19 protein-coding genes and 1 pseudogene are annotated in these 26,584 nt (G+C 54.2%); 7 read left to right on the forward strand and 13 right to left on the reverse strand.

Annotated elements, in window-relative coordinates; all coding sequences use genetic code 11:
• Positions 1 to 420: 420 nt before the first annotated feature.
• Positions 421 to 811: pseudogene (locus O3S81_RS24680) on the forward strand (IS3 family transposase); the annotation flags it as partial.
• A gap of 196 nt (positions 812 to 1,007) precedes the next feature.
• On the opposite strand, the gene O3S81_RS24685 reads toward O3S81_RS24680, so the two are convergent.
• The 6 genes from O3S81_RS24685 to O3S81_RS24710 form a co-directional block, all read right to left on the reverse strand.
• Positions 1,008 to 1,271 carry a hypothetical protein gene (locus O3S81_RS24685; protein WP_269347550.1) on the reverse strand — a complete coding sequence of 88 codons (264 nt, stop codon included), beginning with the start codon at positions 1,269 to 1,271 and terminating at the stop codon, positions 1,008 to 1,010.
• Positions 1,272 to 1,601: 330 nt separating this feature from the next.
• Entirely contained in the window at positions 1,602 to 2,687 is a 1,086-nt protein-coding gene (locus O3S81_RS24690) for a hypothetical protein (protein ID WP_269347476.1), read from the reverse strand.
• 586 nt (positions 2,688 to 3,273) lie between these two features.
• Positions 3,274 to 5,580 carry a hypothetical protein gene (locus tag O3S81_RS24695; protein WP_269347477.1) on the reverse strand — a complete coding sequence of 769 codons (2,307 nt, stop codon included), beginning with the start codon at positions 5,578 to 5,580 and terminating at the stop codon, positions 3,274 to 3,276.
• Between the two features lie 308 nt (positions 5,581 to 5,888).
• The gene (locus O3S81_RS24700) at positions 5,889 to 7,769 is read right to left on the reverse strand and encodes a hypothetical protein (RefSeq protein ID WP_269347479.1); all 1,881 of its coding nucleotides are present in this window, start codon (positions 7,767 to 7,769) and stop codon (positions 5,889 to 5,891) included.
• Between the two features lie 237 nt (positions 7,770 to 8,006).
• Entirely contained in the window at positions 8,007 to 9,440 is a 1,434-nt protein-coding gene (locus O3S81_RS24705; RefSeq protein ID WP_269347480.1) for a VirE2 family protein, read from the reverse strand.
• Between the two features lie 27 nt (positions 9,441 to 9,467).
• Positions 9,468 to 9,656, reverse strand: coding sequence for a hypothetical protein (locus O3S81_RS24710; RefSeq protein ID WP_269347482.1), 189 nt, complete (start codon positions 9,654 to 9,656; stop codon positions 9,468 to 9,470).
• A gap of 707 nt (positions 9,657 to 10,363) precedes the next feature.
• Between O3S81_RS24710 and O3S81_RS24715 the strand changes: the two genes are divergently transcribed.
• The 6 genes from O3S81_RS24715 to O3S81_RS24740 all read left to right on the forward strand — a co-directional run bounded on the left by O3S81_RS24715 (position 10,364) and on the right by O3S81_RS24740 (position 17,841).
• Positions 10,364 to 10,819 carry a DNA mobilization endonuclease VirD1/MobC family subunit gene (locus O3S81_RS24715; protein WP_269347483.1) on the forward strand — a complete coding sequence of 152 codons (456 nt, stop codon included), beginning with the start codon at positions 10,364 to 10,366 and terminating at the stop codon, positions 10,817 to 10,819.
• A gap of 49 nt (positions 10,820 to 10,868) precedes the next feature.
• Positions 10,869 to 12,629, forward strand: coding sequence for a relaxase/mobilization nuclease domain-containing protein (locus O3S81_RS24720; protein ID WP_269347485.1), 1,761 nt, complete (start codon positions 10,869 to 10,871; stop codon positions 12,627 to 12,629).
• 97 nt (positions 12,630 to 12,726) lie between these two features.
• The gene (gene virD4, locus O3S81_RS24725) at positions 12,727 to 14,763 is read left to right on the forward strand and encodes a type IV secretion system ATPase VirD4 (RefSeq protein ID WP_269347487.1); all 2,037 of its coding nucleotides are present in this window, start codon (positions 12,727 to 12,729) and stop codon (positions 14,761 to 14,763) included.
• A gap of 632 nt (positions 14,764 to 15,395) precedes the next feature.
• Positions 15,396 to 16,091, forward strand: a complete 696-nt coding sequence (locus O3S81_RS24730; RefSeq protein WP_269347489.1) for a conjugal transfer ATPase VirC1 — start codon at positions 15,396 to 15,398, stop codon at positions 16,089 to 16,091.
• A 1-nt stretch (position 16,092) separates the two neighbouring features.
• On the forward strand, positions 16,093 to 16,809 hold the full coding sequence (locus O3S81_RS24735; RefSeq protein WP_269347491.1) for a VirC2 family conjugal transfer protein: 717 nt from the start codon (positions 16,093 to 16,095) through the stop codon (positions 16,807 to 16,809).
• Between the two features lie 30 nt (positions 16,810 to 16,839).
• Positions 16,840 to 17,841, forward strand: coding sequence for a hypothetical protein (locus tag O3S81_RS24740; RefSeq protein ID WP_269347493.1), 1,002 nt, complete (start codon positions 16,840 to 16,842; stop codon positions 17,839 to 17,841).
• Positions 17,842 to 18,257: 416 nt separating this feature from the next.
• Here the strand turns inward: O3S81_RS24740 and virB11 are convergent, their stop codons facing one another.
• The 7 genes from virB11 to O3S81_RS24775 all read right to left on the reverse strand — a co-directional run bounded on the left by virB11 (position 18,258) and on the right by O3S81_RS24775 (position 26,568).
• Positions 18,258 to 19,253: a P-type DNA transfer ATPase VirB11 gene (virB11, locus tag O3S81_RS24745; protein WP_269347495.1), complete on the reverse strand. Its 996-nt coding sequence runs from the start codon at positions 19,251 to 19,253 to the stop codon at positions 18,258 to 18,260.
• Positions 19,250 to 20,653, reverse strand: a complete 1,404-nt coding sequence (locus O3S81_RS24750; protein WP_269347496.1) for a TrbI/VirB10 family protein — start codon at positions 20,651 to 20,653, stop codon at positions 19,250 to 19,252. The genes virB11 and O3S81_RS24750 overlap by 4 nt, the downstream gene beginning before the upstream one ends.
• Positions 20,643 to 21,428 (reverse strand): TrbG/VirB9 family P-type conjugative transfer protein, encoded by a 786-nt coding sequence (locus O3S81_RS24755; RefSeq protein WP_269347497.1) that lies wholly within the window; start codon positions 21,426 to 21,428, stop codon positions 20,643 to 20,645. The genes O3S81_RS24750 and O3S81_RS24755 overlap by 11 nt, the downstream gene beginning before the upstream one ends.
• 17 nt (positions 21,429 to 21,445) lie before the next feature.
• On the reverse strand, positions 21,446 to 22,120 hold the full coding sequence (locus O3S81_RS24760) for a virB8 family protein (protein WP_111794436.1): 675 nt from the start codon (positions 22,118 to 22,120) through the stop codon (positions 21,446 to 21,448).
• 34 nt (positions 22,121 to 22,154) lie between these two features.
• The gene (locus tag O3S81_RS24765; RefSeq protein WP_111794435.1) at positions 22,155 to 23,336 is read right to left on the reverse strand and encodes a type IV secretion system protein; all 1,182 of its coding nucleotides are present in this window, start codon (positions 23,334 to 23,336) and stop codon (positions 22,155 to 22,157) included.
• Between the two features lie 3 nt (positions 23,337 to 23,339).
• A complete protein-coding gene (locus tag O3S81_RS24770; protein WP_269347499.1) occupies positions 23,340 to 24,140 on the reverse strand; it encodes a type IV secretion system protein in 801 nt (266 codons plus the stop codon).
• Positions 24,141 to 24,282: 142 nt separating this feature from the next.
• Positions 24,283 to 26,568 (reverse strand): DUF87 domain-containing protein, encoded by a 2,286-nt coding sequence (locus O3S81_RS24775; RefSeq protein WP_111794460.1) that lies wholly within the window; start codon positions 26,566 to 26,568, stop codon positions 24,283 to 24,285.
• Between the last annotated feature and the right edge of the window lie 16 nt (positions 26,569 to 26,584).

Here is a 26,584-nt window from a genome sequence, read left to right on the forward strand (position 1 = left end):
GAAGACCAAACAGACAAATGCACCGACCTTTGATGTGCGAGCCGCATTATACGGCCTCTCAGGGACAGATTGACCCAGATTCACGGCCTCGGCTCATCGCTCGCGCTCAAGCTCATCGGCGAGTGTGGAACGGATCTGCGGGCATGGCCGAGACTTTACATCGTGGCTCTGCCTCGCGCCCGGCAACAAGACCTCCGGTGGCAAAGTGCTTTCGTCACGGACCCGACGATCTTCCAGCCGAGCAGCTGCGGGAGAAGCGATACTGCACTCGGCGCGTTCTACCGCCGTATGGCTGGGCGCATCGGCAAGCATAAAGCAGTGACGGCCCGCAAGATAGCCGTCCTGTTCTACAATGCGCTGCGGTTTGGAGTGGTCTACCGCGATCCGGGCGCTGCGGCCTATGATGAACTACATCGTGGCCGCGTCATCGCCAACCTCCAGCGGCGGGGCCGGTCTATGGGCTACGAGCAGGCACCCGTGACGGCTGGAGACTGTGTTTCTTGGGAACGCCTGGGCGTCGATCTGCAGACCCTGAGTAATCGGTAGGAGACACAGCTGGTTGGCGCCCTCAAAAAATATCTATCGATTGCCAGAACTGCTTGTGCAGTTAGGAATTGCGCGAAGCGCTTACTTCTACCACCGCGCCGTGTGAACTTGGCAGACAAGTATCTCACCACCCGTCGTAGCCTGGCGGAAATCTTAAAGCAACCATCGTTGCTACGGCTATTATAGACTGCAGGCGTCGCTGGCCAGGCAGAGTGTGACAACCTCGGAAAAGGTTGTGCAGCGATTGATAAAACAAGAGCGCCTGTTGTCCCACTTTACTCGAACCACAAACTGTCACGGTAAACTCACTTGCACTCGAATTCCGAGACCTCGCACAAAAAGCAAAATTCACACTCGGTCTGACGAAAGGGGTGAGGTTGTGGTGCCGGAAACTAAGCATATGCCGCAATCAAAAACCGACTCTGAGACCGAAAGGCGATGCTCCGATATACGGCGCCTTGTCACGTCCTCGCCGACCACATCAGCGAGAAGTGGGCAGCCAAAACCGGATCCTCCTCGATATGCCTTACCCAATCCGAATGCTCGATCTGTCCCGAGATAAAACAGAGCATCAACATTTGCTGCGACATTGAGAGAGGGGCGACCGCCCCTGACAGGCTCCACTCGTTAGAGGCGGAACCGACGGCAAGATTCGGTGCCGATGGGATGGAATGGCCTTCTAGCTCAGAATATGAGAAACCACCCACGTAATAATCGTAATGCATAAAGAACTCCATCATAAGAATTAATAATTTCACTCGAACAAGAGATTGTGCTTTGACAAACATAGGCTTCATATGAGGGAAAGTCGCATTGAGAACCGTTTCAACTGAAATGATGTTAAAATTCCTGCGGTTCTGTTAGGCGCGCAATGCGCTATGCAAGCAATCTGATGGATGATCTTACCTTGCCTGCTGGATCGTGGCACCGGGCAAGCCGCGCAGCGCCGGTCTTCGCGGTCGTGAATGCGTTGCTTTTGCAACGTGACGACGGGATGCCAGCGGCGGATCGGGTTCATGTCGCGAGATCTTTTGGCTGCGGGAGACCAACATCCGTCAACGACCCAACGATGAATGCTCGCGTTCGGCAAGCCCTCTATTGTTCACATTGCCGATCTGTAAGGACGGCTTGGCAATCGTGGAGCTCGTGTTTGCTTTGCCACCGTTGACATGCTGGTACCTTGCGCTCATCCCATCCCTGAACCGTTCTTCCGGCCCTATCGAGCCAGAATGCAAAGCTTCAGTCGAAGGGAGAGACCACTTGATACTGGGAGGGCATCTTCGCAAGTCACAACAAAACGCAGCGTATGTATCTGCATTTATAAGGGCCTCTTGAAACGTCAGACCATTCTCGCGGTAGCGCATTGGCTGCCCAGCTACAGAGTTATCCAGATATCCTCGCTCCCCGTGGTCATCAAGAGCCGCAACATTGTGTGCAGTTTCATGGATAATGATACGAGGTCCCAATTCGGCGTCGAAAACTGCGGATGTTTTTATTCGAAACGAAACTCGAGGCGACTCGTCGTTAGAAAAACGCCGCCAAGCCAATCCAACTGTACCGGCGTGAGCTGTTTCGGGGAATCGTTTGCTCAGATCGTCGAGCACCTTTATTTCGAGATTCGGACCGTTCAGCCCCGCCGATATTCTTCTCAATTCGCGCAATATGTCACGAGCACTTCCCATCGTTTCTCGATGTGGATCGAAATCGGGGCCGAATACGTCACCTAGGCCCGCCGCCGCACCTTTATCAACATCGAGAAGGAAATGGTGTTTTAGCAACGCAGAGGTTTTGCCGTCGTATTGGGAGCTATCCTTACACGCCAGAGCCTCAATCCCGGCGTCAACATTCGCCCTCGCACGACCGACATTGTGACGAATCATATCCAGTTGCCGCTCGTTGAACTCATATTCATGCAACAGAAGGACGCTGTTCCCGCCCGGGACGGCGAGTTCCGTATACACGGGAAGTTTCGTTTTCCCGATATGGGAAGATAGCAGCCTCCATCCAACATTATCAGGAGGCAGTGGATCTTGATGGGGCTGCTTCAATAGGCCCGCTTGCAGCCCATCAGCTTCACGGCCTGCTCTACGCCATAGGCGAGGTATTCCACTTGTCAATCTCGCAATTTCTTCATTCGGCATTACTGCTTGCCTGCTTCCAGAAGCCTCATTTCATATATTTCTCTCAGAATGCCGCCTGCATGGCTATGTGGATTTGAGTTACAGGTGAAACCAACATTTTTCGGATCGAACGTTCCGCTTCGCCGCCCGGGCGACGTGGCCGACGGTCGATTCCGTAGCAGTTTCCGAATGAAATGGCGCGCAACGCCGAGAGATCATGCCTGAACATCAACTGCAGCCTGCCGATCTCACGGTGCCGTCCAAGGCGCCTATAGACTTCGTCACAGCTACAGATGGGCTGCCGAGAATACGATCGTCAAAATGAGATTAGAAATAGCTTCCTCGCTGATACGATGCTTGGCAAGGAAGGCGAACCGCAAGGCAACTCCCGGAGCGGTCGCCCCCTAGGTCATCGATCCTATCGATGAAACCGCCAACTACATCGTCGCCGTTGCTATCGGCACAGTCAACGGAATGCTATCTCAACGGGCTTCCTCGAAAAACTCAATCGCTGCTATGATCCACCGATCGACGGCTTTTACAAGATCGAAAACCTCGATGCAATTTAGCTGTCTATAGGATTTCTCAGAAAGGGCCTGCTTTGAGTTCAACCTCGACTCACGTCTCGGGAACGGGTACGCCCATTGTCAGGCGGAGAAGACTGAGACGCCTGCCGAGTGATTGTATCGGCCGAAGTTCCGCGCCCGATATTCCTTTTAGCTTGATCCCCACATGGTGAATGTAAGCTTGCCCGATTGACCGCAACAGGGGATTCATCGTCCGAACTGGAGGAGAGCCAAGCAAATTGGGGAGCCTGCGCAAGTCGCCTCGCCATGACTGGACTACCATTGGTTTCCCGCCGTTTACCCACAGAGTTAACCTCGGGTGCCGAAGGCTGCTGCATCGTGATGGAAGGCCGAGGGGTTCCTCCATCAGACCTAGCGTTAGTAGGTCTCTCCACGGAGCGGCGGCTAAGAGCTTTCTGTTCGTCATCGGAACTGTCAGGCGGCAAAGAGCTAAACCGTCGCCTTCTTGACAGGGGAATCGACTGGGTTTCATCGTCGGACGTGTCAGATGGAAGAGAGACCGAACTCTGCCGCACAAACAATTCATCTTCCGAAACCTCCGACGGCACCGGCGAGGGAGACGGCGTTTTGACTATTCTACGTTGCTCGTCGGTCATGAGCCGTTTTGGTTTCTGCAGCGCGCTGGACGGTTCAAAGTACGATACGCTCTGATTGCTTGCAGCATCTCTGAATTTTTCTTCCCGTCTAATCGATCTCCAATTACGTGTATAATTGCCAGTATAGCCAGATTTCTCGCTGACATTTTGTGGGTATATCTGGTGGTGTTCAGCTCCGGGAGGGATTTTATCGATCGGCTCCAATTCGTCCCTTGAAATCTGCATCAGAATAGGAGCGCTGGCACGATTATTTTTGTTTGCCAAGATGTCGGATATGGCTTCCATCTTGACGGCTCCCCTTGAGGAAGCGCGTGATGTGCTCGTGGGAACGTATCCTGTCAAATGAGCCGCCCGCATCCTCTGCTCGTAGAGCTCAGGGTTTAACCACTTCATTGTCTTAGGCTGCAGGAAACCCTGATTGTGATCGCCTAGGATAAGTATTTCCAGTTCTGTCATGTCTTCGTCGAAATTATTTCTGTTTTTCTCGTCATATTGTTTCTTGCTTATCCACTTTCCTTCATCGCTTCGCACAAAAACATTGGGCTCATAGGTACGGCCCGTATATTCACAGAATATTTTTTCGGCCGCATCGAATGTCGGCGCGTTCTTGTTAAACTGATCATGGGTCATGTAGTCGAAATTCGCTGTTTTTAGCCAAACGTTGTTTTCTCCGTACTTGTCTGTTACCGCCTTAAACGAGACCATATCGCGGGTACCCTCGTACAGTTTGAGAAAAATCGCTTTGTAGGTTCCATCTTCCAGGCGGATCAGTGCATCTGGATTGTATTGCCCCGCTTTCAAAGCCTCTATATACGCGTGATTCCGCCTTCTTTCCCCGACGGGTGTCTGGAATTTGCCTATATCTTCGCTTAAGAGCCCGGTAACAACTCGCTCTTTGAAGGACTTGCCGCTTTGGCCAACCTTGCTCATCAGACCGGCGAACTTCCAATCCCGCTCTTGATATTCATCCCTCCAGTCTTCCCGCTTTTCTACCTCAATCGTGTTCCAGGTTCTCGGTTTGGAACGAAAGATGCCTGGCTCAAAACTCGTGATCGTGCAGGTGTCGTCCATGTCAGCGCTTGTAGGCGGTTTACCGAAATCCCGTTCGAATTGCCCTTTCGTTCGAAAAACGACCTCTTTCGCACCAGTTCCTAGCCGTGCGACCTTTCGCAACTGTTCCGGGTCGGAGATGAGGACCACGCCATCATGAGAACCCCGATAATAGTTGTGCATCGTGCGCCGTGGTCCGGGTTGTTTTTTTTTGCCTTTATCCTTCGCCCTTTTCTCCTTGACCTCTCCGGCAGTCGGGCCAGATGCCGAATCGTCGAAATAGTTATGCAAGGTATTGACTGGCGTGGGTTCGCGAGCCGGAAGCGGGACGAATGAAGATGCAGCATGCTCGCTTACAGCTCGTTCGCCTTCACGTTTTGAGGTTGGCCCGTTGCGGTCGATCTGACGAGCGGCCGGAGTCCGGTCCGGGCTAGGACTCCAGCTCAGTTCTCTTTCGTCATCCCCATCGTTGTCAAAAACAATGTTCTCGGGCAAGTCCACGTCAGGGTCGTGCTCGATGCTCTCAAGGACGCTGTTTTCCAACTGCCCGGCAGGGCCTTCATCTCGGCCCGCTGCGGTCGACTTCAATCGCTTAACGCGCCCTGAGGGCCGGGCCGGGCCGTCGCGATTTAATGCACTAGCCTTGCGTTTTGCTGGGCCACCCACTGAACCGTTTTCCATCTGGCACCTTTCGGTCGTACAGCAACAAGGGAGCGATTTCGCCCTCCGGTCTGACAACACCCCGTCTTTTGAAGCCCAGCCTTATTCTGGTCGGCGCTTTGGCCTTGTTGCTGACAACGGGTAGAAATGTGGCTATTCCGGCGTGAAAAATCACTCGAAAAACATTTCGACCAGCCAAACTCCAATTAAAGGATAATTTCTGAATTACTTACCGATAATCAAATATTATTTTTAACTTTTAAAATTACTTTTGGTTTTAATAATATAATTTCCACATTGATCAAATAAGATGAATACCACTTTTAGATTTACCAATCAGCGACAGATGCTACCCCACGATTTCTCGGTCCCAGACCTCTCTTTGAGGCAGCGTCTATACCATTGGTGTCGTCGTGGCCGCTACGGCTGGTACCGCTCGGAGCCCAGCTATTGAGCGCGGCCCTTTCTTTGGCAACTGAACTCTGACGGCTCGCTGACGTCGTTTTCTCCACTTCGTCACCCCCAACGGGTTTCCAATCACCTAAAAAGGCATGCGATTGGGCATCGGCGCTTTTGGAAGCAGTTCTGCTGCTCGGTGGCCTCGTTTTCTCCGCTTCGTTATCCCCAACAGGTTTCCAATCACCTAGAAAGGCATGCGATTGGCCATCAGCGCTTTTGGAAGCAGTTCTGCTGCTCGGTGGCCTCGTTTTCTCCATTTCGTTATCCCCAACAGGTTTCCAATCACCTAGAAAGGCATGCGATTGGGCATCAGCGCTTTTGGAAGCAGTCCTGCTGGGGCTCGGTGACGCAGAGCTTTTCAGAAATGCTTCTTCTTCTTCGTCCTCTGGCGCACGGGGAGCGGCTCTATCGATTTCAACTGAATTCTGATGACTTGGTGCTGGAAGCGTGCTTCGAGCCACATCAGGCTCTGTCGCACTGCTTCCCCGTTGTTGGGTGGAAGGCGCCGGGGCTGTTGGGAAAACAACTCCACTTGCAAACGGAGATCGATCCCTCTTCACTGGGTGCATGGACAGAACAGGAGTTGTCCCCAGGCGCATTGTCGTTCCAGGTGCAGGTACGGGATGCACCGTGATCGCAGAATCGCGGACAGCCTCTCTCCCAGCGACTTCAGCTTTCCATAGAGCGTTATGCTCCTGCGCCTCTGCCTTCCTCAGGTCGTTTGCCGCCACCTCTCTCGGACTGAGTTTTACGGTATCTTTGTAGATTGTTAGGCCGAAAAGTTTCTTCTTAATGGTCTTGAGGCCATCTCCCGCTGTATAATCAGCACTATGTTTATAAAGCTTGCTCCCCCCAAAGGTGTGAACCTGGCTTTCGAGCCGACCTTCTTTATAATCTCGTGATCTTTTACTCAAAAATTTCCGGCGGGCACCGATATCTTTGCTAATGGGATTGCCGTTTGCATCCAGCCGAGATGAATAGGATTTGCTCCATAGCCCCCCGAAGTGCTTGATCTCGACGTTGGCGAAGTCCCTGTTCTTGGATATTTGCGAATACTTGGAGAAAATCCTGCTTTTCCGGCCAATGAGATTCAGATTTTCTCCATTTTCATCTGTCTCGAAGACCTTTTCACTCTTGAAAAGGCCGCCTTTTTTTTGGGTCAAGGTTCGATAGCCGTTTGTATCGGCAGCGCTTAAATCCTCCGAAATAGAGCGGAATAGTCCGCCATCTCTTATGCGGCTTGTCTGATATTTAGTCCGGATGAGCTTTCCGCCCTTGCTCCGCTCCCAGTTCTCTTCATACGATCCGTCCTTGCGCGTGACATTTCTCGACAGGAGCCCACCGTTACGATAGCTTTCTGTTGTCTTCTTTCTGAAGCTCTCCTGCTCGAATCCACTAACGACAGCATGAGACTCTGCATCGCGTGACAAACTCTTTCTTGTTTTTCTAAATCTCCCGCGCTCATGGATGAATGCGCCATCTTTGTCGATCTTTAGCTTCTTGTTACCCCATCCCAAAGGTCTTGAGCGAATGACCGTATCCCTTTTGGAGGGATCTATCTTCTCAAAAAGGTCCAAATCCTTCTCTAACCGATCAGACTTGTCCGACCGATTATATCTGTCAATCCGTCTCTCAGCATTGCGCTCCGCGATATCTACCGCTTGCGCAAGGCTGCTCCCAAAGTCCTGGACCACTCGCCTTTTGTATTTTGAATCGCGTAATTTTGCGGGCTTCTTCTCAATATCGGCCACGATAGGATCCTTCCATTGAAGAACTCATTGTTAGGCGGCCAGCTTCGCCCAGTATGCTGAGCCGGCTTCTTGGAATTGCTGCTTCAACGTCTTTCGGCTCGAGCGATGCGCAGCTTATCGCTAGCCCCTCTTTGTAACCTCTCGGCCGTTGATATCTCTTGGAGACTACAGCCTCGCGAGCTTTGCAGAAGTTCTTATAAGCTCCTCCGCAACATCATTTGGCTACGCCATATTGCGTTACCAGCCCGCCCCCCGAGAGGTTTGAGCGCGCGAGCGGTCGTCATATAGGCCCGCATTCTTTTCAGTTGCCCGCGAATACATGTCCGGCTCGCGCTGGAGTACCTTTGCGGCGTCATCCGGCAGACGCAGCTTCTGTGCAGCATATTCGCTCAAAGTCCTTTGCATTCCAGTGCGATCACCGTGCTTGTCGCGGCCCGCTACCATGATCTGGTCGGGACCATAACTACTCATGACGTCTACGCCCGGGGGCGGCGGGCCATCGCGATGTTCAGCAAGTGGAACCGAGATGGGAGGGAGAGTCTCGCCGACCGCCTTTATTTTCCAGTAATCGTTAGGCCGGACTTCGGCAATCTCCCTCGGAATGCCAGCCTCATCTAGAAGCTTCGCTACATCTGGAAATTTCTCCATCGCAAACTGGACACTGGTTCGCCCATTACCGCTGCCGATAACGCGGAGATTTTCGCTGTATTCGCCCCTTTTTAGCCCTTGGGCGAGAGCATGGTCAGGCGCGTTGGCGAAGAGCCAGTTGACGTCAACATTTGGGCTCGGGATACTGGGATCTCGCTGTGTGACAACCGCCGTTAAATGATTGAAATTTTGGTTGCGCTCACGCTGATCTGCAACCTGAGCGTTCCAGCGTTTGTTCGCTCCATTCTCATATCGGTCAAGCTGTGCGGTACCCATCGTTCTGTTGGTGTTCGCTTTGAGCGCGACTTCAACGCCCGTGCCATACTCGGCGATTGCAGCGGCTTTAACCTCAGCGAGTGACTTACCATCGTATTTTCCCTTACCGTCTTTGGTATGCCACGTCGCCTCCAAAAGCTCTGTGCCTTTCCATATCTGAACATTGGGAATACTGTTGCCGGCTCGGATCTGATTGTCATACTGAATAGTACAAGGCTGGCTGCCTCCGCCTATCGTATGAAAAACTTGATTCTTACCTTCAAGTTTTTTTTCAAACTTGGGGATATCCGGTGGCACGCCAATCTCCGCAGCGATCTCACGGAACCTTGCCGCCTTGAAGGCGAATGCCTTTTTGTTCTGCGCACTTTTGTCGACGATGCTGTCCACTATCTGCTGCTGTTTTTCGGAAAGCTTAATGTTTTGAACGAATACTTGGGGAGGCATTAGGTCGTGCTCGCCAAATTTCCCGTCGACCTGCAATTTCTCATTGCCTGTCAAAGAGGCGTGGATGGCATAGCCGTTTTTGCCGAACTGACTGGTCGTCGGTCCGAGCCCGTTGTTTTGTTCCATCCATTGACCGCGCGTTATGCCTTTCGAGATAGACCCGTCTTTATAGAGAGCCCAAGCATTGCGTGGTATATTGCTCTCGTCTTTAATGGGATAGGAGAAGTCTCGTAGAAAGTCTATCGCTTCGCCGCTGTTAGTACCACTCATATTGCGGTCATTTTCGCCATTATTATTGGTCATCCCGAAACTCCCTGAATAATATAATATTTAATTGTCGGCATCTATAGGTTTAAAATCTTCCAAAATTTTCAAAGTATTAATTTTTTCTATTTCAAAATCCTCAATGTAGGATTCTTGAGGGTAGTATGAATCATCTTTATTGTAGTTATTTTTAATATGAACTATACCTTTACTTTGTTCTTTTCGGAGCATTGAATTACTATCATCATTCTTCATCTTTATCCCTTTCCTAAAAAATCATACCGACAGTCTTCATTGACATTAAAAGAGGGTTGGATCCTTTGCGAAGGCGGAACCCGATGTGCATAATTGCAGTTGCAATCATGGCAAATGCCTCGGCGCGCCACCGCCCGATTGAACCAACTAACTATTTCGCGAAAATTCGTTTTTATTAGAGCCCATGATAACAATCATAATGCCGCCAGACAGCTAAGCTACCTGACCTTGAGAAAATACTAATAATAAATTTATGACGGTCCTCGCTCATGTCAATTTCGATCAGGTTACATCTGTAGCAAATGCTGCGGTTAGCCAGGGCGCCAGCGCGCTTGAAGGCTTGTGACAAGTGGTTGGCACAGTGCCGTCGAGATATTTATGAACGAGAGCGAGGGTCAGCATCGAAGGCGGGCGATGCCCGCAAAGGCTACGCCAGCATCAGCGCAGTGACATTGGCTATCGATATTTGCAGCTGTCCGACGTGGCACCAGGCGTTGGAATCAATTTTACTTTAGGAGTGCACTTACTGCCCAATAATCAGGCGAACGATTATTACACTTGTAGCATGATTGCGCTGCCCTTGACGGCAAAGGAGTGTTAAATTTCTCTGCGATCCCACTCCAATAGGCAACGAAGGAAAAATTCTACCGCTGATAGTCATTACATTATGCTTCTTTTTTTAAACATTGCGACCTGGATATATTTTGATGAAAGACGTTGAAGACGCGCAGCCAAGCCAGCGCCAGATACCTTTAATCCACCACTCTGCGCAAACTGCCCCGGAACCATATAAAATAGTCAGCGTTCGTCTGCGGGAGGCGGAATTTGAAGCCTTCACTGAGCAGGCAAGCGAGTTCGGCCTCACCAACAACATGGCTTTGCGCGTGGCGGCGCGGCGCATTGGCGGCTTTGTCGAGATCGATATGGGAACTCGGGAAGTACTCGAAGGTATTCTGAAATCTATCAGCGAAATTTCGCGCAATATTGCCCGGATGCACGCCACTAGCATGCAGAGCGGTGCTGTAGACATCGCTGAATTTACGAAATTGCGCGCAGAATTTGGCTACGAATTCGCCCGGCTGGATGCGACTTTGATGTCCATTCTGAACATCGCGGAGCGTCGCCTGGACGGTCGCCTGCGGCTGCAGGAAGCCGCAAAATGACATCGGCATATGGTGTTACGTCCCTGACATTACCGAAAGGACTTAAACGATGGCCACTCAAGCCATAGTTCACGTCGTGCGACGAGGTGGCGCGCGTAGCATCAAACGCATCTGCTCGCAGATGGAATATCTGACCCGAAAGAGAAATCCTGCAGAACGCCAACGTGCCCAGCTCCCCGAGCTGCAATTGCAGTTTTCAGAACGCCATGGCGCGGGATTCATTCCATATGATGAGCTTCCCGACTGGGCGCGGCGTTGGGGAGAACAGGCAGGCAATTACATCAATGGCCAGCAGGTTGGCGATGCCGAACAGGATATGACCAGCCATATTATTTTCAGCCTGCCTGCCGGCACCGACAAAACCGCAGCCTATCGGGCGATGCGCAAGGCCGCGGAAGACGTGTTCGGCGCCACCATTATTCGCGAAGGTGACCGAGGTAATCCACATGAATTCGATTACCTTACCGCTTTTCACACCGACAAGCCTCATCCCCATCTGCACGTTCTGGTCAATAGAAAGTCGCTGCAGAGGGATCCCGATACGAAAAAGCACGAATGGCTGAAGATTGCGCGCCGAAATACCAGGATAAATTACGCCGTGATGCGTGAAAGATTCGCTTATTGGGCGCAGCAGGAAGGGATAGACGTTGAAGCCACTTCGCGTCTGGAACGAGGCATCGAAACGCCGTCATTGTCGAACGAACAATTCCGCATCAATGCTCGCAATGCCGTTGAAGTCCGCGAACAATGGGATGATTTAACGGTTATCGCCGTCGATCCTACGTCACAATCCCGTTCCGCGACGCCGGAGCCTACCGCAGGCCCATCGATGCAAAGACCGCAGGGCTCCGGATCCGCGAGCGGCCAGACCGGCGGTGGGACTGGCGGCGGAGGGAATTCGCGGCCGGATATCACCACGAGCGGTAGTGGCAGCATGCAGTCCCGGCATCACGATAACATACATCTGGCACCCGAGGCCGAGCCTACGAGCATTGCACGTCCCTCTTCCACAGGCTCGGATACAGGCATTGGACCCGTCAATAATCCGGCGCAGGACGAAACCAACGGGGGCTCATCCGGTGAAGGCTCTGAATCGCGCAACAATGTCGTAGACACCCAACGCAGCAGGGAAGCTGAGCACCAACGCCGCAAGCAGGCAGAACGCCGCAACGCAACCCGCGAGGCGGAAGACGCCGAAGGTGATCGGTCACGTCGGCGCACACCGCAAAATGCCTCACCGCCCGAGAGCAGCTCCGGATCCCGGCCGATATCCGCGATTGATGACGAGCGCAACAACGAAATTACGCGACAGCAGCGAGAAAGAATAGAACGTGACCATGCCGCACGCGAGGTGGAGGACGCCGAAGGCGACCGGCGCCGGCGGCGCATACCCGGTAATTCCTCTCTTTCTCCGGAACGGGATGGCGGGCACTCCGTCACCCCCCCCCAAGAAAACGCTTCCGCCGGGCGTGCGGATCTTTCGCCACCACCGATCTCTTCCGACGCTCGGCCGGAGGTGCCCGATAACCAGTCCATCGCCAACGAACAGTTCCAGTTCACGTTCAGCGCTACCCCGGATGGCGGCGGGGGAGCTTCGTCGAGGAACGACGCCGACCTTCCGGATGAGACAGCGGCTCAGGCGGCGGCCCGCCGTGCTGCTGGACGCGCCCGCCGACGCGGCGATGACCTGGACCGGGTGGTCCGCACCCGCGGGCAGAAAAACGCGGATGACCTCAAACGTATCGAAGACGGGCCGGTGTCGGGAAGGCTGAGGAATTCAACACGCCCTCCACCAGACAGGACGCGTTGATTGTCCTGCAAAGCGCTCCCCTTATCAAGAGCAGGAATGTTGCGAAGAGGAGCGAAACAAATACCGAGGAAGGGCAGCGCTTCGACAAGGAGATTTTATGGATGCACATAGCAAATGGAACACGTTGATATTTGGAGTGGTGTTCTCTCTCATCGTCGGTACGTTTTTGGCAACTGTATATGCCGCGTTTCAATCCGGCATGGGTGTCAGAACGTTCCAGAATTTCGACATTCTTTCGTTCTGGCACGAATTACCGTTCAACAAGGGTTATACGACCCCCGTATTTAAACGGGGACTGACGATTATTGCCGCAACAGGCGTCGTCCTTCCCCTGATCCTGGCTGTCATCCTCCTGCGCAAGCAGGAACATCACGGTACTGCTCATTGGGCCCGCTTCGCAGACCTAGCACACGCGGGTTACATCAAACGTTACAGGCAGGTGAATGGGCCGATCTTCGGAAAAACCACGGGACCCCGCGGCTTTGGCCGTTATCTCACCAATGGCGACCAGCCGCATAGTCTAGTTGTGGCCCCCACGCGCGCTGGTAAGGGCGTCGGTATCGTTATTCCCACCCTTCTGACCTTCAACGGCTCCATCCTCGCACTGGATGTCAAGGGGGAGTTGTTTGAGTTGACCTCCCGCTCCCGGCTCGCACGCGGCGACCGGGTTTACAAATTCGCGCCCTTTGACGAAGCCGGGCGCACCCACAGCTACAATCCGGTGCTGGATATCGTAAACATGGCACCGGACCGGCGTTTCAGCGAGACCCGACGCCTCGCTTACAATCTGATTGCGGCAAAGGGAAAAGGATCGGAAGGCTTCATTGACGGCGCGCGCGATCTGTTCGTGGCCGGTATCCTTGCCTGCATTGAAAGAGGTACGCCTACCATCGGCGCGGTCTACGATCTTTTTGCGCAGCCGGGTGAAAAATATAAGCTTTTCGCACAGTTGGCCGAAGAAACCAAGAATGTCGAAGCGCAGCGAATCTTCGACAATATGGCTGGCAACGACACGAAAATCCTGACCTCCTACACCTCGGTCCTTGGCGATGGCGGCCTCAATCTGTGGGCCGACCCGATGATCAAGGCGGCAACCACCACATCAGATTTTTCCATCTACGATCTGCGGCGGGATCCGACGTCGATTTTCCTATGCGTCAGTCCCAACGATCTTGAGGTCATCGCTCCCCTTGTCAGGCTGTTTTTTCAGCAGGTCGTTTCGATCCTTCAACGGAGTATGCCTGGCAAGGACGAAATCTTCGAAGTGCTTTTCTTGCTCGATGAATTTAAACACCTCGGCAAGCTGGAATCCATCGAAACAGCCGTGACTACGATTGCCGGTTACAAGGGCCGCTTCATGTTTATCATCCAGAGCCTTGCAGCTCTCACAGGCGCCTACGAGGAATCGGGCAAGGAAAACTTTCTTAGCAATACCGGGCTCCAGGTCTTCATGGCGACCGCTGATGACGAAACACCGGCATATATTTCCAAGTCCATCGGCGACTATACGTATCGCGAGCGTTCCACCTCCTATAGCCAGAGCAATATTTTCGACACCAACGTGCAGCTTTCCAATCAGGGAGCGCCGCTGCTGCGTCCCGAACAGGTGCGCGTCATTGAAGATTCCAAGCAAATCGTGCTGATCAAAGGCCAGCCGCCATTGCGAATGGATAAAGTGAAATATTACTCGGATCGCGTTCTGAAACGCCTGTTCGACGCCCAAACAGGTCCATTGCCGGAACCGGACCCAGTCGATATGGATCAGTTTGCGACGCAGCCTCTCGATAAAACCTGGGAAAATGCACCGGGCGTATCGCCACCGGCTAACGTCGAAGAGCCCCAGCCGTTCTTTCCAGACGATCCTGCGCCGACATCGGAAACAGCCTTTTTTGCGCCGGAAGAGGAGCCTTCCGGTGGGGGAGGTGGCGACTCTCTCGAGTTTGAGCCGGCAACGGACGCACAGACCGTCACCGCGCCAAAACCGGCAACTGAGCCCCCTCGTCTGACGGAACAGGAAATGCAGGCGCTGAACCAGCAGCGCCTCATACTCGATCGGATCATTGCCCTGCAGAAAGGCGGAGCACATCACCGAGTCCCCTCTCCGGAACCGGACAATCAGATCGATTACAGCTGAAACCGTAATATATTTTCCTATCTTTCGATATCCCTATACCTTTTATTGAACTCATCAGGAGGCCTGCCGTGCGGGATAACGTCGATGCAGCAGATGTCTATGCCCCTTTCTCTCTAGAGGAAACAGAAACTGGGCGTGTTACTTCCTCAATATTCGAAGATCAAAAGGAATTGCTTAACACAGTCGAACGCGACGGTATTCCGGAGTATCTGAAGTCTTATCAAAAGGCTCAGGCAGCCGCTCTGCTCTCCCATTCGGCATCCGCATGCTTTTCTTGCAAGTCGTGCGCGCGTGTGCGCGCCTGTGCCCCGGCTTCAGGTGTCAGGTCTATGCCACGAAAGATGACTTCGATTTTCAAACTCCTGGCCAGCCGATTGAGACGGCTTGCGCGCAAAAACCCGTCTGAATTTGGTGACATGCCAGCTGCCACCAACGAACCGTCAGGTTACGGCACCGCAATCGCAATTGCCAGACGCGGGGCTACACCCGCTGAATCGGATACGGAAACGTTACACCAATGGAAAAGAAGACACAGATGAAGCATTGAATAATTATGTTTAAAAATAGAATAAATTTCAAAAATATCTCGATGATGAGAAAGTAATATTTAGGATTTTGGCAAGGGAACTACGATGAAACTTATTACCTTCTGCTCATTCAAAGGTGGAGCGGGCAAGACAACAGCCCTGATGGGACTGTGCTCGGCGCTGGCGGCGGAAGGCAAAACCGTTGCGCTGTTCGAAGCCGATGAGAACCGCCCACTGACCCGGTGGCATGAAAATGCGACCAGACGCGATACCTGGGATCCTAGCTGTGAGGTATTCGTTGCCGACGAGTTGAGCTTGCTCGAAGATGCCTATGAGCGCGCCGAAGCGCGCGACTTCGACTACGCTCTGGTCGATACGCAGGGCGGATCAAGCGAACTAAACAACACAATCATTGCCAGTTCCAATTTTTTGCTGGTGCCTACCATGCTTACGCCGCTCGATGTGGACGAAGCCCTGGCGACCTATCGCTACATCATAGAGCTGCTCCTGGGTGAAAATCTGGCCATCCCCACGGCAATCCTTCGCCAGCGCGTGCCGGTCAGTCGACTGACAACCTCGCAACGCGCGGTTTGGGAGGTCCTTAATTCTCTTCCCCTCACAGAAATGCCGCTTCATGAGCGCGATGCTTTTGCGGCCATGAAAGAGCGCGGTATGCTGCATTTGAGCGTGAGGAACGCCAGCAGCGAGCCAGCCATGCGCCTTTCGCTGCGCAATCTTGAGGTGGCGATGGATGAATTACGGGGCTTGAGCCAGTTCGTCCAAAACACCATCGGAAACTGAAATGGCGATTCACAAGCCAAGTCTCACCGTAACCGAGGCGCGGCGTCTGGCGAAGATCAATTCGGCGCTGGGGGAGGTCGATGGTGGCCTGCCCCCAGCGATCTTTCCAAAAAAACTGGAGGTCACACCGGAACCAAAACCCGTAACGGTGAAGCAGGAAACCACTACGGTTTCCCCGCAGCTCAAATCACCATTATCTCTTGTGACGACGGCGGAAAAACCGGCACGGCCGGAGAGGGTCCAGACGGGTACGGCGCCATCCGCGGTGCGCCGCACTGCGGACAAGCCGTCCTCCAGGCAATCCTCTGGGCCATCCCGTTTTGCGATCACCGGCGCTTATGATTGTTCACCGCTCGCAGAGGACAAAGTCCAGGTCTACGTCTCCGCGCTTCAACCCGCGCCTGGCGTATCAGCCATGTTTGATACATTGCTGACCAACTACCCCTCCCGAAAAGCGCTACAGATGATCTTGCGCAAAGCCTTGCATGATTATGACCTTAGTCTGGAAAGCGGAGAGTTTCTAAAATATGCGCCCGGCTACGACATTAACCCGGCCACCGCCGAATCCCCCATCCAGACGTCCCGCATGATGTCCAAAAAGGTTCTTGCTCTTGCTCGAGAGTATTTCGATCCTCTCGGGCTGGAAAGCACCCGCGCTTTCGGGCGCAAACTGGCGACCGCGGCGCTGGCGGCATTTTTTGCCCGGCATCGAGCTTAAACAACGGGAACAGTAAAAAGGCGCAGGATGATGGCGAATACAGATACCGGCAATGGACCCCTGACAATCCCTCAAGATGAAGCACGCCCGCCGAAACGCGGGCTGATGTCCGGCCTGAAAGCCATAGTGAAACGGGTCAGCAATACATGGTCCCGCTCGCCTCAGATCGATTCCCCACCGCGCGCCGAATACACAGCGCCCGCACCACCTGTTGCCGATCAGGACCAGAACATCTCCAAGCCTCAAGCCGAGGCGAAACACCAGCGACCGGTCGCTGAGCCAATCAAATTGGAATATGCCGATAAGATCCCACAGGCATATGTGCCTCATGAGGAGAACCAGGAGCGGCTTCGGGGGCAGTTGCGCGGAAAAATACGGACCCTTGATGAACAGCAGGCAGCCCGCAAGGAAGCGGCTGCGGTCGCGGCCGCACTCGTGAAAGTGAAGGAAATCCGGCCATCCGGCGAAATCATATACAAAGGCGCGCCATCCCTATCGCCAGGTGATACGATTTACCCTGGCAAGCGCCCCCCGCCGCCCCAGTCCCGAACCCCTTCTGTCGACGCAGGCGTGCCGCCGCTTCCTTCCCCGACTGACGCCTATCAAACGGCTCAAACATTCTCCGCGAGATCCATCAGGGCACATGAGGTTCGGGTGGTCGATATTCCGCCATCAAAAAAGAGTGAGAGCCGGCGCCTGTCCCGAACACCTTCTGCGTCGACCATCAGTTCCACGGCGTCGGCGTCCTCGGTCTTCTCCAACAGCAGCAATTCGAGTGTCGAAACAACTGCCTCGTCAGTGGGCAGCATGCCGCCGCCGCTTTCATCGGCGGTTAACGCTTCTCACAAAGTACCCGAAAAATCGATTAAGCCTCGCGAGGTTCAGACAGTTGGTATTCCGTCATCAAATCGGCCGGAAGATGCGAGAACTCGCCCCTCCCCAACCGATCTGAGCATAGCGGAAGACCGTCAAAAGAGCTTCTCGCGGCCGTCCTTGGACCCTAGAGAACGGCCGCTCGGACGTGGCATATAAGAAGATTCCGCAACCCTACAGCAAACGAAAATGTTCAGGATGCAAATCATGGACATTGTTGTGAATTTTCCATGCCCGAGAAAGCACATCCGACTTAAACGGAACCGTTAGGCCCGCTCTATCTATCTTGTTTTCCGCATTTTCCGGACGTAAAACCGCTACGTGATTTTACGGAAAATGCTCTGACCGACTGCTGGCGTGACCTCGCCGACCGGATCAGACGGCAGAGATCATCTCGCTGCGGCTCAGGCATACTTTCGTCCGTATTGTGCTCTGAACAGAGATGTCACACAAACCATAGGCTACCTGCGGCTATCCCCGCGCCGCGCCACAAGCAGTCTTCCCTTGGCGCGAACGGCTGGCTTGCGGCTTTTACTGGTCGCAATCATCATGGGCTGATTGTCTTGGCGCGTCCGTCAATCCTGTGACGGAAGATAAACTTCCAGAACGCCTCTGACGCCGTTACGCCTGCCAACCTGGACGACGAGGTCGATGGTGCGCTTGGCGTACAGAATCACCTCGCTGTGGCTGAGACGCACGCCAGATCGCATCACCATCAGTGCGAGGCGATCGAAAGCAAGTGCCGGGCTGTCGGCGTGGATGGTGGTCACCGCCCCTGGATGGCCGGTATTGATCGCCTCGAGAAAATCATAAGCCTCGACGCCGCGGATTTCGCCAAGAATAATGCGATCGGGCCGCATTCGCAGGCAACTTTCCAGAAGCTTGGAAGGCATTCGCGCAGATTTGTCTTTGCGGTCCGCGATAAGGGCAACTTGGTTACGATGGTTGGGAAAGAGTTCCGGCGCATCCTCGATGGTAATCAACCGTTCATTTCGGTCCATCATCTCAATGAGCGTACGCGCCACGGTGGTCTTGCCCGACGAGGTGCCGCCTGCGATCAGAATATTAAAATGCTCATCGATGGCCTGCCGAAACAGACGCTGCAGATCGCCCGTATTCGCCAGTTCCGCAATTTCGGCGTGACGCCTGCGGCGCTCATCGTCGACGCGTATCTGCCGGCCGCCGATGAAGCCGATATCGGCGCTGGTTAATGTACGGCTCAGATATTTGCGGATCGACAGCGACACGCCCTGCTCGACCGCCGGATCGACTACGATCTGCACGCGTTGTGGATTTCCCCAGACATTGACACGACCTGACACGATGGGATTGAGAGCGCCGAGCGTATTGCGCGTCTCGCCGGCCAGTGTCGCCCCCAGTCGTTTGATCGAATGGGGTGACAGCGTGACATCGATTTCGGTCATGAAACCCGCGCCGGCGACTTCGATGAAGATCGATCCGTTGGGATTGATCACCAGCTCGTTGATGCGATCGTCGGTCAGATACTCTTTCAGAGGCGCCAGATATTGCTCGACATAGGAAATTTCACGCGAAGGCACCAGTTCATTCATCGGAACACCAGATCACGGTTTACGAAAATACGGATTTCCTCTCCCTGCGGAACGCGAATGACGGGTGGCAAATTGAGGTATTTTTCCATAACCCCATTTGTCTGTTCACCCAGCGAGCCGCCGACGGAACTGGCTATCGCCTGCCCACTGCCACCACCACCACTGCTGCCGCCGATGTTGATCGTCGTACCACTGCTATTTGAATCGTTCCCACCGATGCTGTCAGCGATCATCGAGGGAGCGATGGTGATGGCGCTGATGACCGCGGCGGCTCCGAACTTGGTCATGTAACGGTTATTGACATTGCCCAGTGTCCCGGACCGGCCGAGCTTATCTGTGCCTGTAGAGCCCAGCGCCACCGATTTTCCATCCGGTGTCACGGCTCTGTTCCAAGCGATCAGCACCCGTTTTTGCGCAATATCGACGTCATTATTGAATTGGCCGATCAGAATAGTACCCTGCGGCATAAGAACTCGGGATCCATCGAACGAGAACACAGGCTCCATGACCTGAGCCCTGAGGTACCCGGGGAGCTGGGTGTCAATCGCCGTTTCCAGAACGGCGGAGACGATTGTTCCCTGCACCACGGTGCGGGACGGATCAGAGAGATTGGTGGAAACCGAAGTCTGAACGACCGACGACGCTGCCGACATGAGGAAACGCTGGTTCGCATTCAGATCGCCCTCCGGTGTCATTTCCCCGTTTTGACCGATCATTGCGGCGTATGCGTTTGCGCCCTCGTCGACGACAACGGCATCCGATTCGCGTTGAGCCTTGTCCAATGCGCGGCGTTCCTTGAGATCGGACGCGGCACGGGCCTGCTCCTCTTCAAGCTTGCGGCGCAACTCGTCGGCGCGCATCGTCTCATCGCGCAGGCGTGCATTCTCTTCGGCGAGCGCTTTGCTTTGCGCCTCCATTTTTTCGGTCATCGTCTGGGTATACCGCGCCAGCAGCTGCTGAACTTCAGAATTCGACACGCCTGACGGTCTGTTTTTTCCCATTTCGGCAATCTGCGCCTGCATTGCCTTGAGTTTTTCATTCAACGCCGCGTTGGGATCGACCTCCTTTACCTCCGGCACCGGTTTTCCGGGCACGATGAAATCAAGCTTGACGTCGTTATTCCGACCTCTGCCGACTTCCATATCCACTTCCGACACGCGCTGCGTGTCCTCGTTTTGACCGAAAATCATTTTGAGACCGGTCGATCCAAAGCCAATCGCAAAGACAAGCACACCGCCGCAGATCATCGCCACGGACATGATGAGCTTCTTGTTCGCTCGGGAAGAACCCTGTTGACGCTGCCGACGGGCGCCTATCAGTTCTTCGCGATCCGGCGTCGCATGACCACGCGGCGTATCATTGCCCGCTCGGTCGTCATCCTGCAGACCATTAGACGCCATTGCGAACCTCCGCCTTCACCTTGCCGCCGCCCGATGCCTGCACGGCCGAACCGAGACCGACGCAAACGACTTCATTGCCGATACGCAGCACCCAATAGGTGCTTGTACCGTCCACGACGACGCGGTTGCCGTTGGTCCGAGAGTTGATCAGCTCTTCCTTGCGGTCAGCCCCCACCTTGAAAATCGCGGGGCGGGGGGAGTTTTTCGGAAGGTAGAACGTTGTCTGACTGCCATTGTCCTGGACCCAATCGGGGCGGAAGGCTGCTGTGCCGGACAGCATGTAATCTGTGTTGACCGGCATTGCGTCTGGCGTAGGCGCCGTTGGGACGCGTTTCTTATCGGCCGGGTAGGTAAAGACGGAGCGGAACACGTTGGGAGCGCCCGCCTTGGCGGCACCTGCGGAGTGAAGGTCGAACGAGTAGACGCGCTTGTCGGTGTAAATGGTCATGTTTGTATCACCCGACTCGACGATGGGTTTCACGCTGACGACATTACCGCTCTTGAGCTTTACGACCTCCCAGCTGGTGCTATCGCCAATCAGAATGGCCTGAACTTCTTCCCCGCTCGCAAATTGTAACGCCGTCACTGATTTGAGGTAGAGTTCAAGCCGATACACCGCGTTTTCATTATAGGCATAGTGCCGGATCCGCGGATCGGAAGCAGATACTGTTGCCGTGACCGGAGTTGGGGCAATGCCAGGGACCGGGGCGGCAGAAGCGTTCTGCAAGCAGAGAATTGAAACAAATGGAAAAACTACATATCTGATATTAAACATAAAATATCCTCGTTATGTTATCCGGCCAGTTCGGCGTCGATGCGATAGGAAACTACGGTAAAGCCCAATGGATTTTTCCACACCGCCTGCAACTGCGCATTAGCGTTAGGCTGGAACGTAAAGCCGACAGTCGCCACGAAAGTACGCTCGGCGGTCTCCCTCCCCTTTTCCTCGCGGTATTTGGTAATTCGTACACGGGCGAGATCGGGCGCATTCCGCCGCGCCGACGGGCTGATGGAAATCGACTTGACGACCACACGAACCCGGATGTCGCTACCGTAGACCGCCGGCGGATATTGTTTCGATGACGCGCTCCACAGCGATGCAAGTGTTTCCGCCGCGTTGTCCTTGGATCGTGTCATGACGTCGGGGATACGGATTCCATTGTCCGCCGGATCAAATGTTTCACGATCGACCACATAAGACACCAGCTCGGCCTGACGCACCGCATCCTGCTGGTCAAGCGTGGCAGGCCGCACCTCCACCACCTTCTCCGCCTGCCCCGTTGTCTTGTCCACCATGACGACAAAAGGGCGTGTCTCATTCAGTGGCAGGATGACCAGCAAACAACAAATGGAGAGAAGTGCCAAGGCGACAGAGCCAATAGCAATCTTCGCCCAATTATTGCGCTGCTGGCGCAAGGTGAAGAAAAGTTCATCCTCAAAGGCGTGATGAGTGTCGCTGTCTGTCATGATGCATCTCGTTATTCAAAAGATTTAAAAGTGATCAGGGGCGATTTAGGTTCTGTTGCTCAGGCGTGTCGGTGCTGGCGGGCGTTCGGGCCGCGGAATTGCCTTCATGGTGACGCCGGGGCGCTTTCTTCTCGCCGCCCGTCCCTTTAATACGATCAGCTAGCCTGTCATCGCGACGCGCCTGGCGCAGGCCGGCGCTCTGTCTGAAGCCGCTGATGGCGGACATCGCGATTCCAGAGGGTGACGCGCCTGCCTTGCGGGCGCTGTTGGCAACACCGACACCGTCTCGAGCGCGCTGCCCCAGGCTGTGAAGTCTGGAAGAATTCCTCATCATGCTGCGCGCGCTTGCCACACTGGCTCCAACCACTGAAACAGAGGAGGATGCAAGGGTGCTGGCCATGGTGGGAAGTTGCGACAACAGGATCAATGCCGCCGCCATGATGAAGATGAATGCGAAGAAGCGATCCTTGTTCTCGGCAGACGCACCCGACGAAGCTAGAATTTCGCCCGCGACATAAAGAATAATCGACATCAGCGCCGTCACCAGAATGGGAAGCACCACGAAACCAACCAAAAACCGTAGCCAGCTGTCAAAATACTGCTTGGTCTGCTCCATCATCAAAAAAACGATGGCAAGCGGGGCGAGACACATTGCGACGGCAAAACCGATTTTGGCAAACGCCAGCACGACCGCCGCGATGGCCGTGAAAACACATGCAATGATAAGAATAAGTGCGCCCAAAAACACGTTCTTGATGGATCCGCCAATGTCCCAAATGGAGACATCGGTTAGATACTTGCTGGAAATCCACGTCAGTGCATGGGTGAATTCATCCATCGCCGTGGGGCTGTCCGTGATACGCGCCGGGTCCAGAATGTCGGTCGAAATCGTTTTGATGTTCGACAGGGACGATTTGATCAAAAGCGTGGAGTAGTCACTCGGAAGCTCCACGAATATATTATATATTCCCTCGAAATTTACCCAGAATGTTCCCACTGAATAAATTAATATAAATCTCAGAAACCACGAGAAATACACGGCCATACTGACTGTTTTGAATTGAAGTATGTGGTTTAACGCCAAAAACATCAGTGCAAGTACAGCCATGGAATTCAGGAGAATACGCATGGGGGTTGCGATATCATTGAATACTTCTTCAACGTACCCGATCATCGTCGAATCTATCGATGTGGAAATGTAAGTGATCAGGCCCATATATCACCTGTTATATTCTTCGAGGCCTTTGAACGGCGATTGTTTTCCAACCTCGCCGCCGAGGACCATGAAATAGGTGCCGGCCATCGAAGCCAAAGCGGACTGGGTCCGCAGGCTTTCATTGACCTGCTGGGTCAGCTCGATCATCACGCGGGTGTTGATGTCGACGCTCGTTTTCAGGTCCAGGCTGTTTTCAATGGCGCTGATATAGCTGGGGATTCTATCCATGCTGCTATTTGCGCGCTTGTAAGAAACCTCCGCTGTCGAGGCTGCGATCGCGCCCTGCGCGGCCGCGTTTGCAAGAAAGAATTTGCTGGGCGAGCCGTCATCCTTGAGCGCAAACGCTTTTTCAAGTCCGAAATCCAGTCGAAATTTCGCAAGCGCCTCACTGATCGCCTCGGGTTCGAGCGGCAGGCCTTCCAAGGCAGTCTTTGCCATTTCATTGAGGCCAAAACCACCCGCACGTTCCTCCGCCTTTTCCGGCTCATTGTGGAGCGGGATCGTCTTCACGCCGTTCTGCGCATCCCGCATTTTTTCCAATGCGGCGGTCTGCGAAACAATCGTATTGAACAATTGGGTGATCCCGCCGCCGATCACCCGGGAAAGCTCAACAATCTTCATCAACTGCCCGATGGATACTTCGTCGTGGGATAGTTGCGCATCGTTTGGAGCAGCGGGAATGGCGCCAATGATGGGATCGGCCAGACGTTCGATGATCTGCTGCGCTCGCACGGGCAGTGTCGCGGCACTGACGGACAGCAATGCGGTGAAAGACAGCAATGCAATATACCGGGTGTTGGTCATGCCTGTACTCCTTCTAGTATAGTTTGAATACCTTGAGGTCTTTCCCATAGACACGCGCAGTTGTTCTTCCGCTCGGCAGGAACAGACTGGCAGGAAACGAGACCGGAAAGACATAAAAATAGAATAAGTATTTTCCGCATTACTAAAGCATCTCCGTGTAAAAATCCGGCCTGTCGCGCCAGCCGGCCGGCGCCCTTTCACCGCGTCCGCCTCCCAAAATATCGAGTGCCTTGCCCAAAGCGCCGAGATCCAGATCCAGGACCACACTGTCGGCACCGGATTTCATCAACACGAAATGGTTGTCGACATTGCTCATTTGCAGGAACGAGGTTTCCGTCGGCGTCAGGTGTAGCGGCGCCAATTCCGCTTCCGTGTTAAAGGCGCTGGGATAGACGAGGCGCGTTACCGCGCTTTCCAGAATGGCGTCGCCGGCGCGGCTGTTTTTAATGTGGGATACGCGCTGCGTCAGGAGAACGACGGCAACGTTCTTCTTGCGCATGGTCAGCATCCAGTCCTTCAGACGGGATTCGAAATACGGATCGTCAAGAAGCTTCCAGGCCTCGTCCAGCACCAGAAGCGTGGGATGTTCGTCTTCCACGAGCCTTTCGACCCGTCGAAACACATAACTCAGCCATGCGGTGCGAACGGTATCGTTATCGAAGATTTCGGAGAGATCGAACGCGGTAACCCCGTCATCGAATGCGAGGGGATCGAGGCCCTTGCCTCCAAACAGCCAGCCAAACTGGCCGGTATCGTCCCAGCGGCCCAGGCGATTGTAAAGATCGCCATCGTCGTCGGTCGCACGCAGCTGACTGCGAAACTGCTCGAAATTCTGCAATCTCCGGTCCGCAACGCTGTTGGACTGGACGGCATCGGTTAGTGCCTGAATCTGTACGGGATTGAGCCTGTCGCCGTCATTTTCAACCATTGCGGTCAACCAGTCCGTCAGCCATGCGGCGCCGCGCGCGTCTGCTTCGGCACGCATGGGGTTGAACGCCGTTTCCGCACCCATGCGCACAGCGGAATAATGGCCGCCCATCGCACGCACGGCCATTTCGAAGCCGTTATCCTTGTCGAACAGAATTGTACGAACATTCAGCCTTTGCGCCTGACTTATCAGAAATGCCGTGCCTAGCGTCTTGCCGGATCCGGTCTGGCCAAGCACCAGCGTGTGGCCGACCGTTCTCTGGTCGCGTTTGCCAGGAAGGTGAAAATTGAACCGGAACGTTTCTCCGCGCGCCGTCGGAATAATCGTGACGGCGTCACCCCAAGGGCATTTCTCCGGCGGATTGCCTTTTGGCAGACCATGAAGCGCGCAGAGCTGCGCAAAATTCTGCGACGAGATCATTGCCGGGCGGGTACGATACGCAAAATTACCAGGATGTTGGGCGAAATACACGGCACGCGATGAAAAGCTTTCGCGCACGATTGCCGCCCCCGCATCCTGCATGGCGCGGGTCACATATGCCATGGCTTGTTCGAGTTCGGCACGGCTGTCGCAAAACAGGGCAATGCTGCAATGGTGTTCACCAAAGACCACCCTGCCAGAGGCCACATCGTCCTCGGCCTCTTCCAGCTGCGCCAACAGCGAGACAGCGGCATCCTCGGCGGCGCGCATCTGCTTACGTACCCTTGAAATCTTCCCCTGCGCCGAAATCGGATCTATCGGGGTGAAGCTTTGTGTGACAACGGTATCATACGGCAGGTTCAAACGATCGAGAATGCCGGGGTAAGTTTCGTTGGGGTAATCCTTGACCGAGACAATGGTGCCGAAGCGAACGCGGCCTGCGCCATGGCATTCGAAGACCCGTCCCTGGAAGCTTATCTGCGACGTCGCGAGGCGATCTGAAACCGGTACAAACTTTGCGCCGGGAATAAGTTTGACGTCCGATCCGTCAATGGCGGTGCGCAGCAGGCCCAGCCACCTGCCATCGCTGACCTTGAGCCGGGCGGGTTTGGCCTCACTGAGACCCACCATGCAGGTTTTGACCATTTGATCCAGACGTACAGCGCGCCCGGTGATCTCTTCGCGGCTATAGACATCCTTTCCGCTGAAGAGCGAAACAAACTTCGTGATGCGGCGAGGTGGCCGAATGACCAGCGTTACCATCGTAACGCGATCACGCAGCCCTACAGTCTGGAGATACTCCTGCCACCGGCGGTCGATCTCCTGGTTGAACGGGTGACCGGAAACGGGTGTTATTCGCGGCTGTGTTTCCACTGAAATTCGATGGACATAGTAGCCGACATCCGTGCGCTGCTGAGCGATGAAGCGCGACAGCGAATCGCACAGCTCGACAGTGTGGCGCGCGTCCATCGTGTCGGCATTGATACCTTCCACCGCAAACGACGCCATGAGGTCGCCGTTGCGCAGCATGAGCGTGGTATCATTGACGACGCTCAGATAGGGCAGATCGCCAACCAACATTTCGCTGCGTCTGATC

The organism is Agrobacterium sp. SOY23 (assembly GCF_027212525.1).
Lineage (GTDB): Bacteria > Pseudomonadota > Alphaproteobacteria > Rhizobiales > Rhizobiaceae > Agrobacterium > Agrobacterium tumefaciens_I.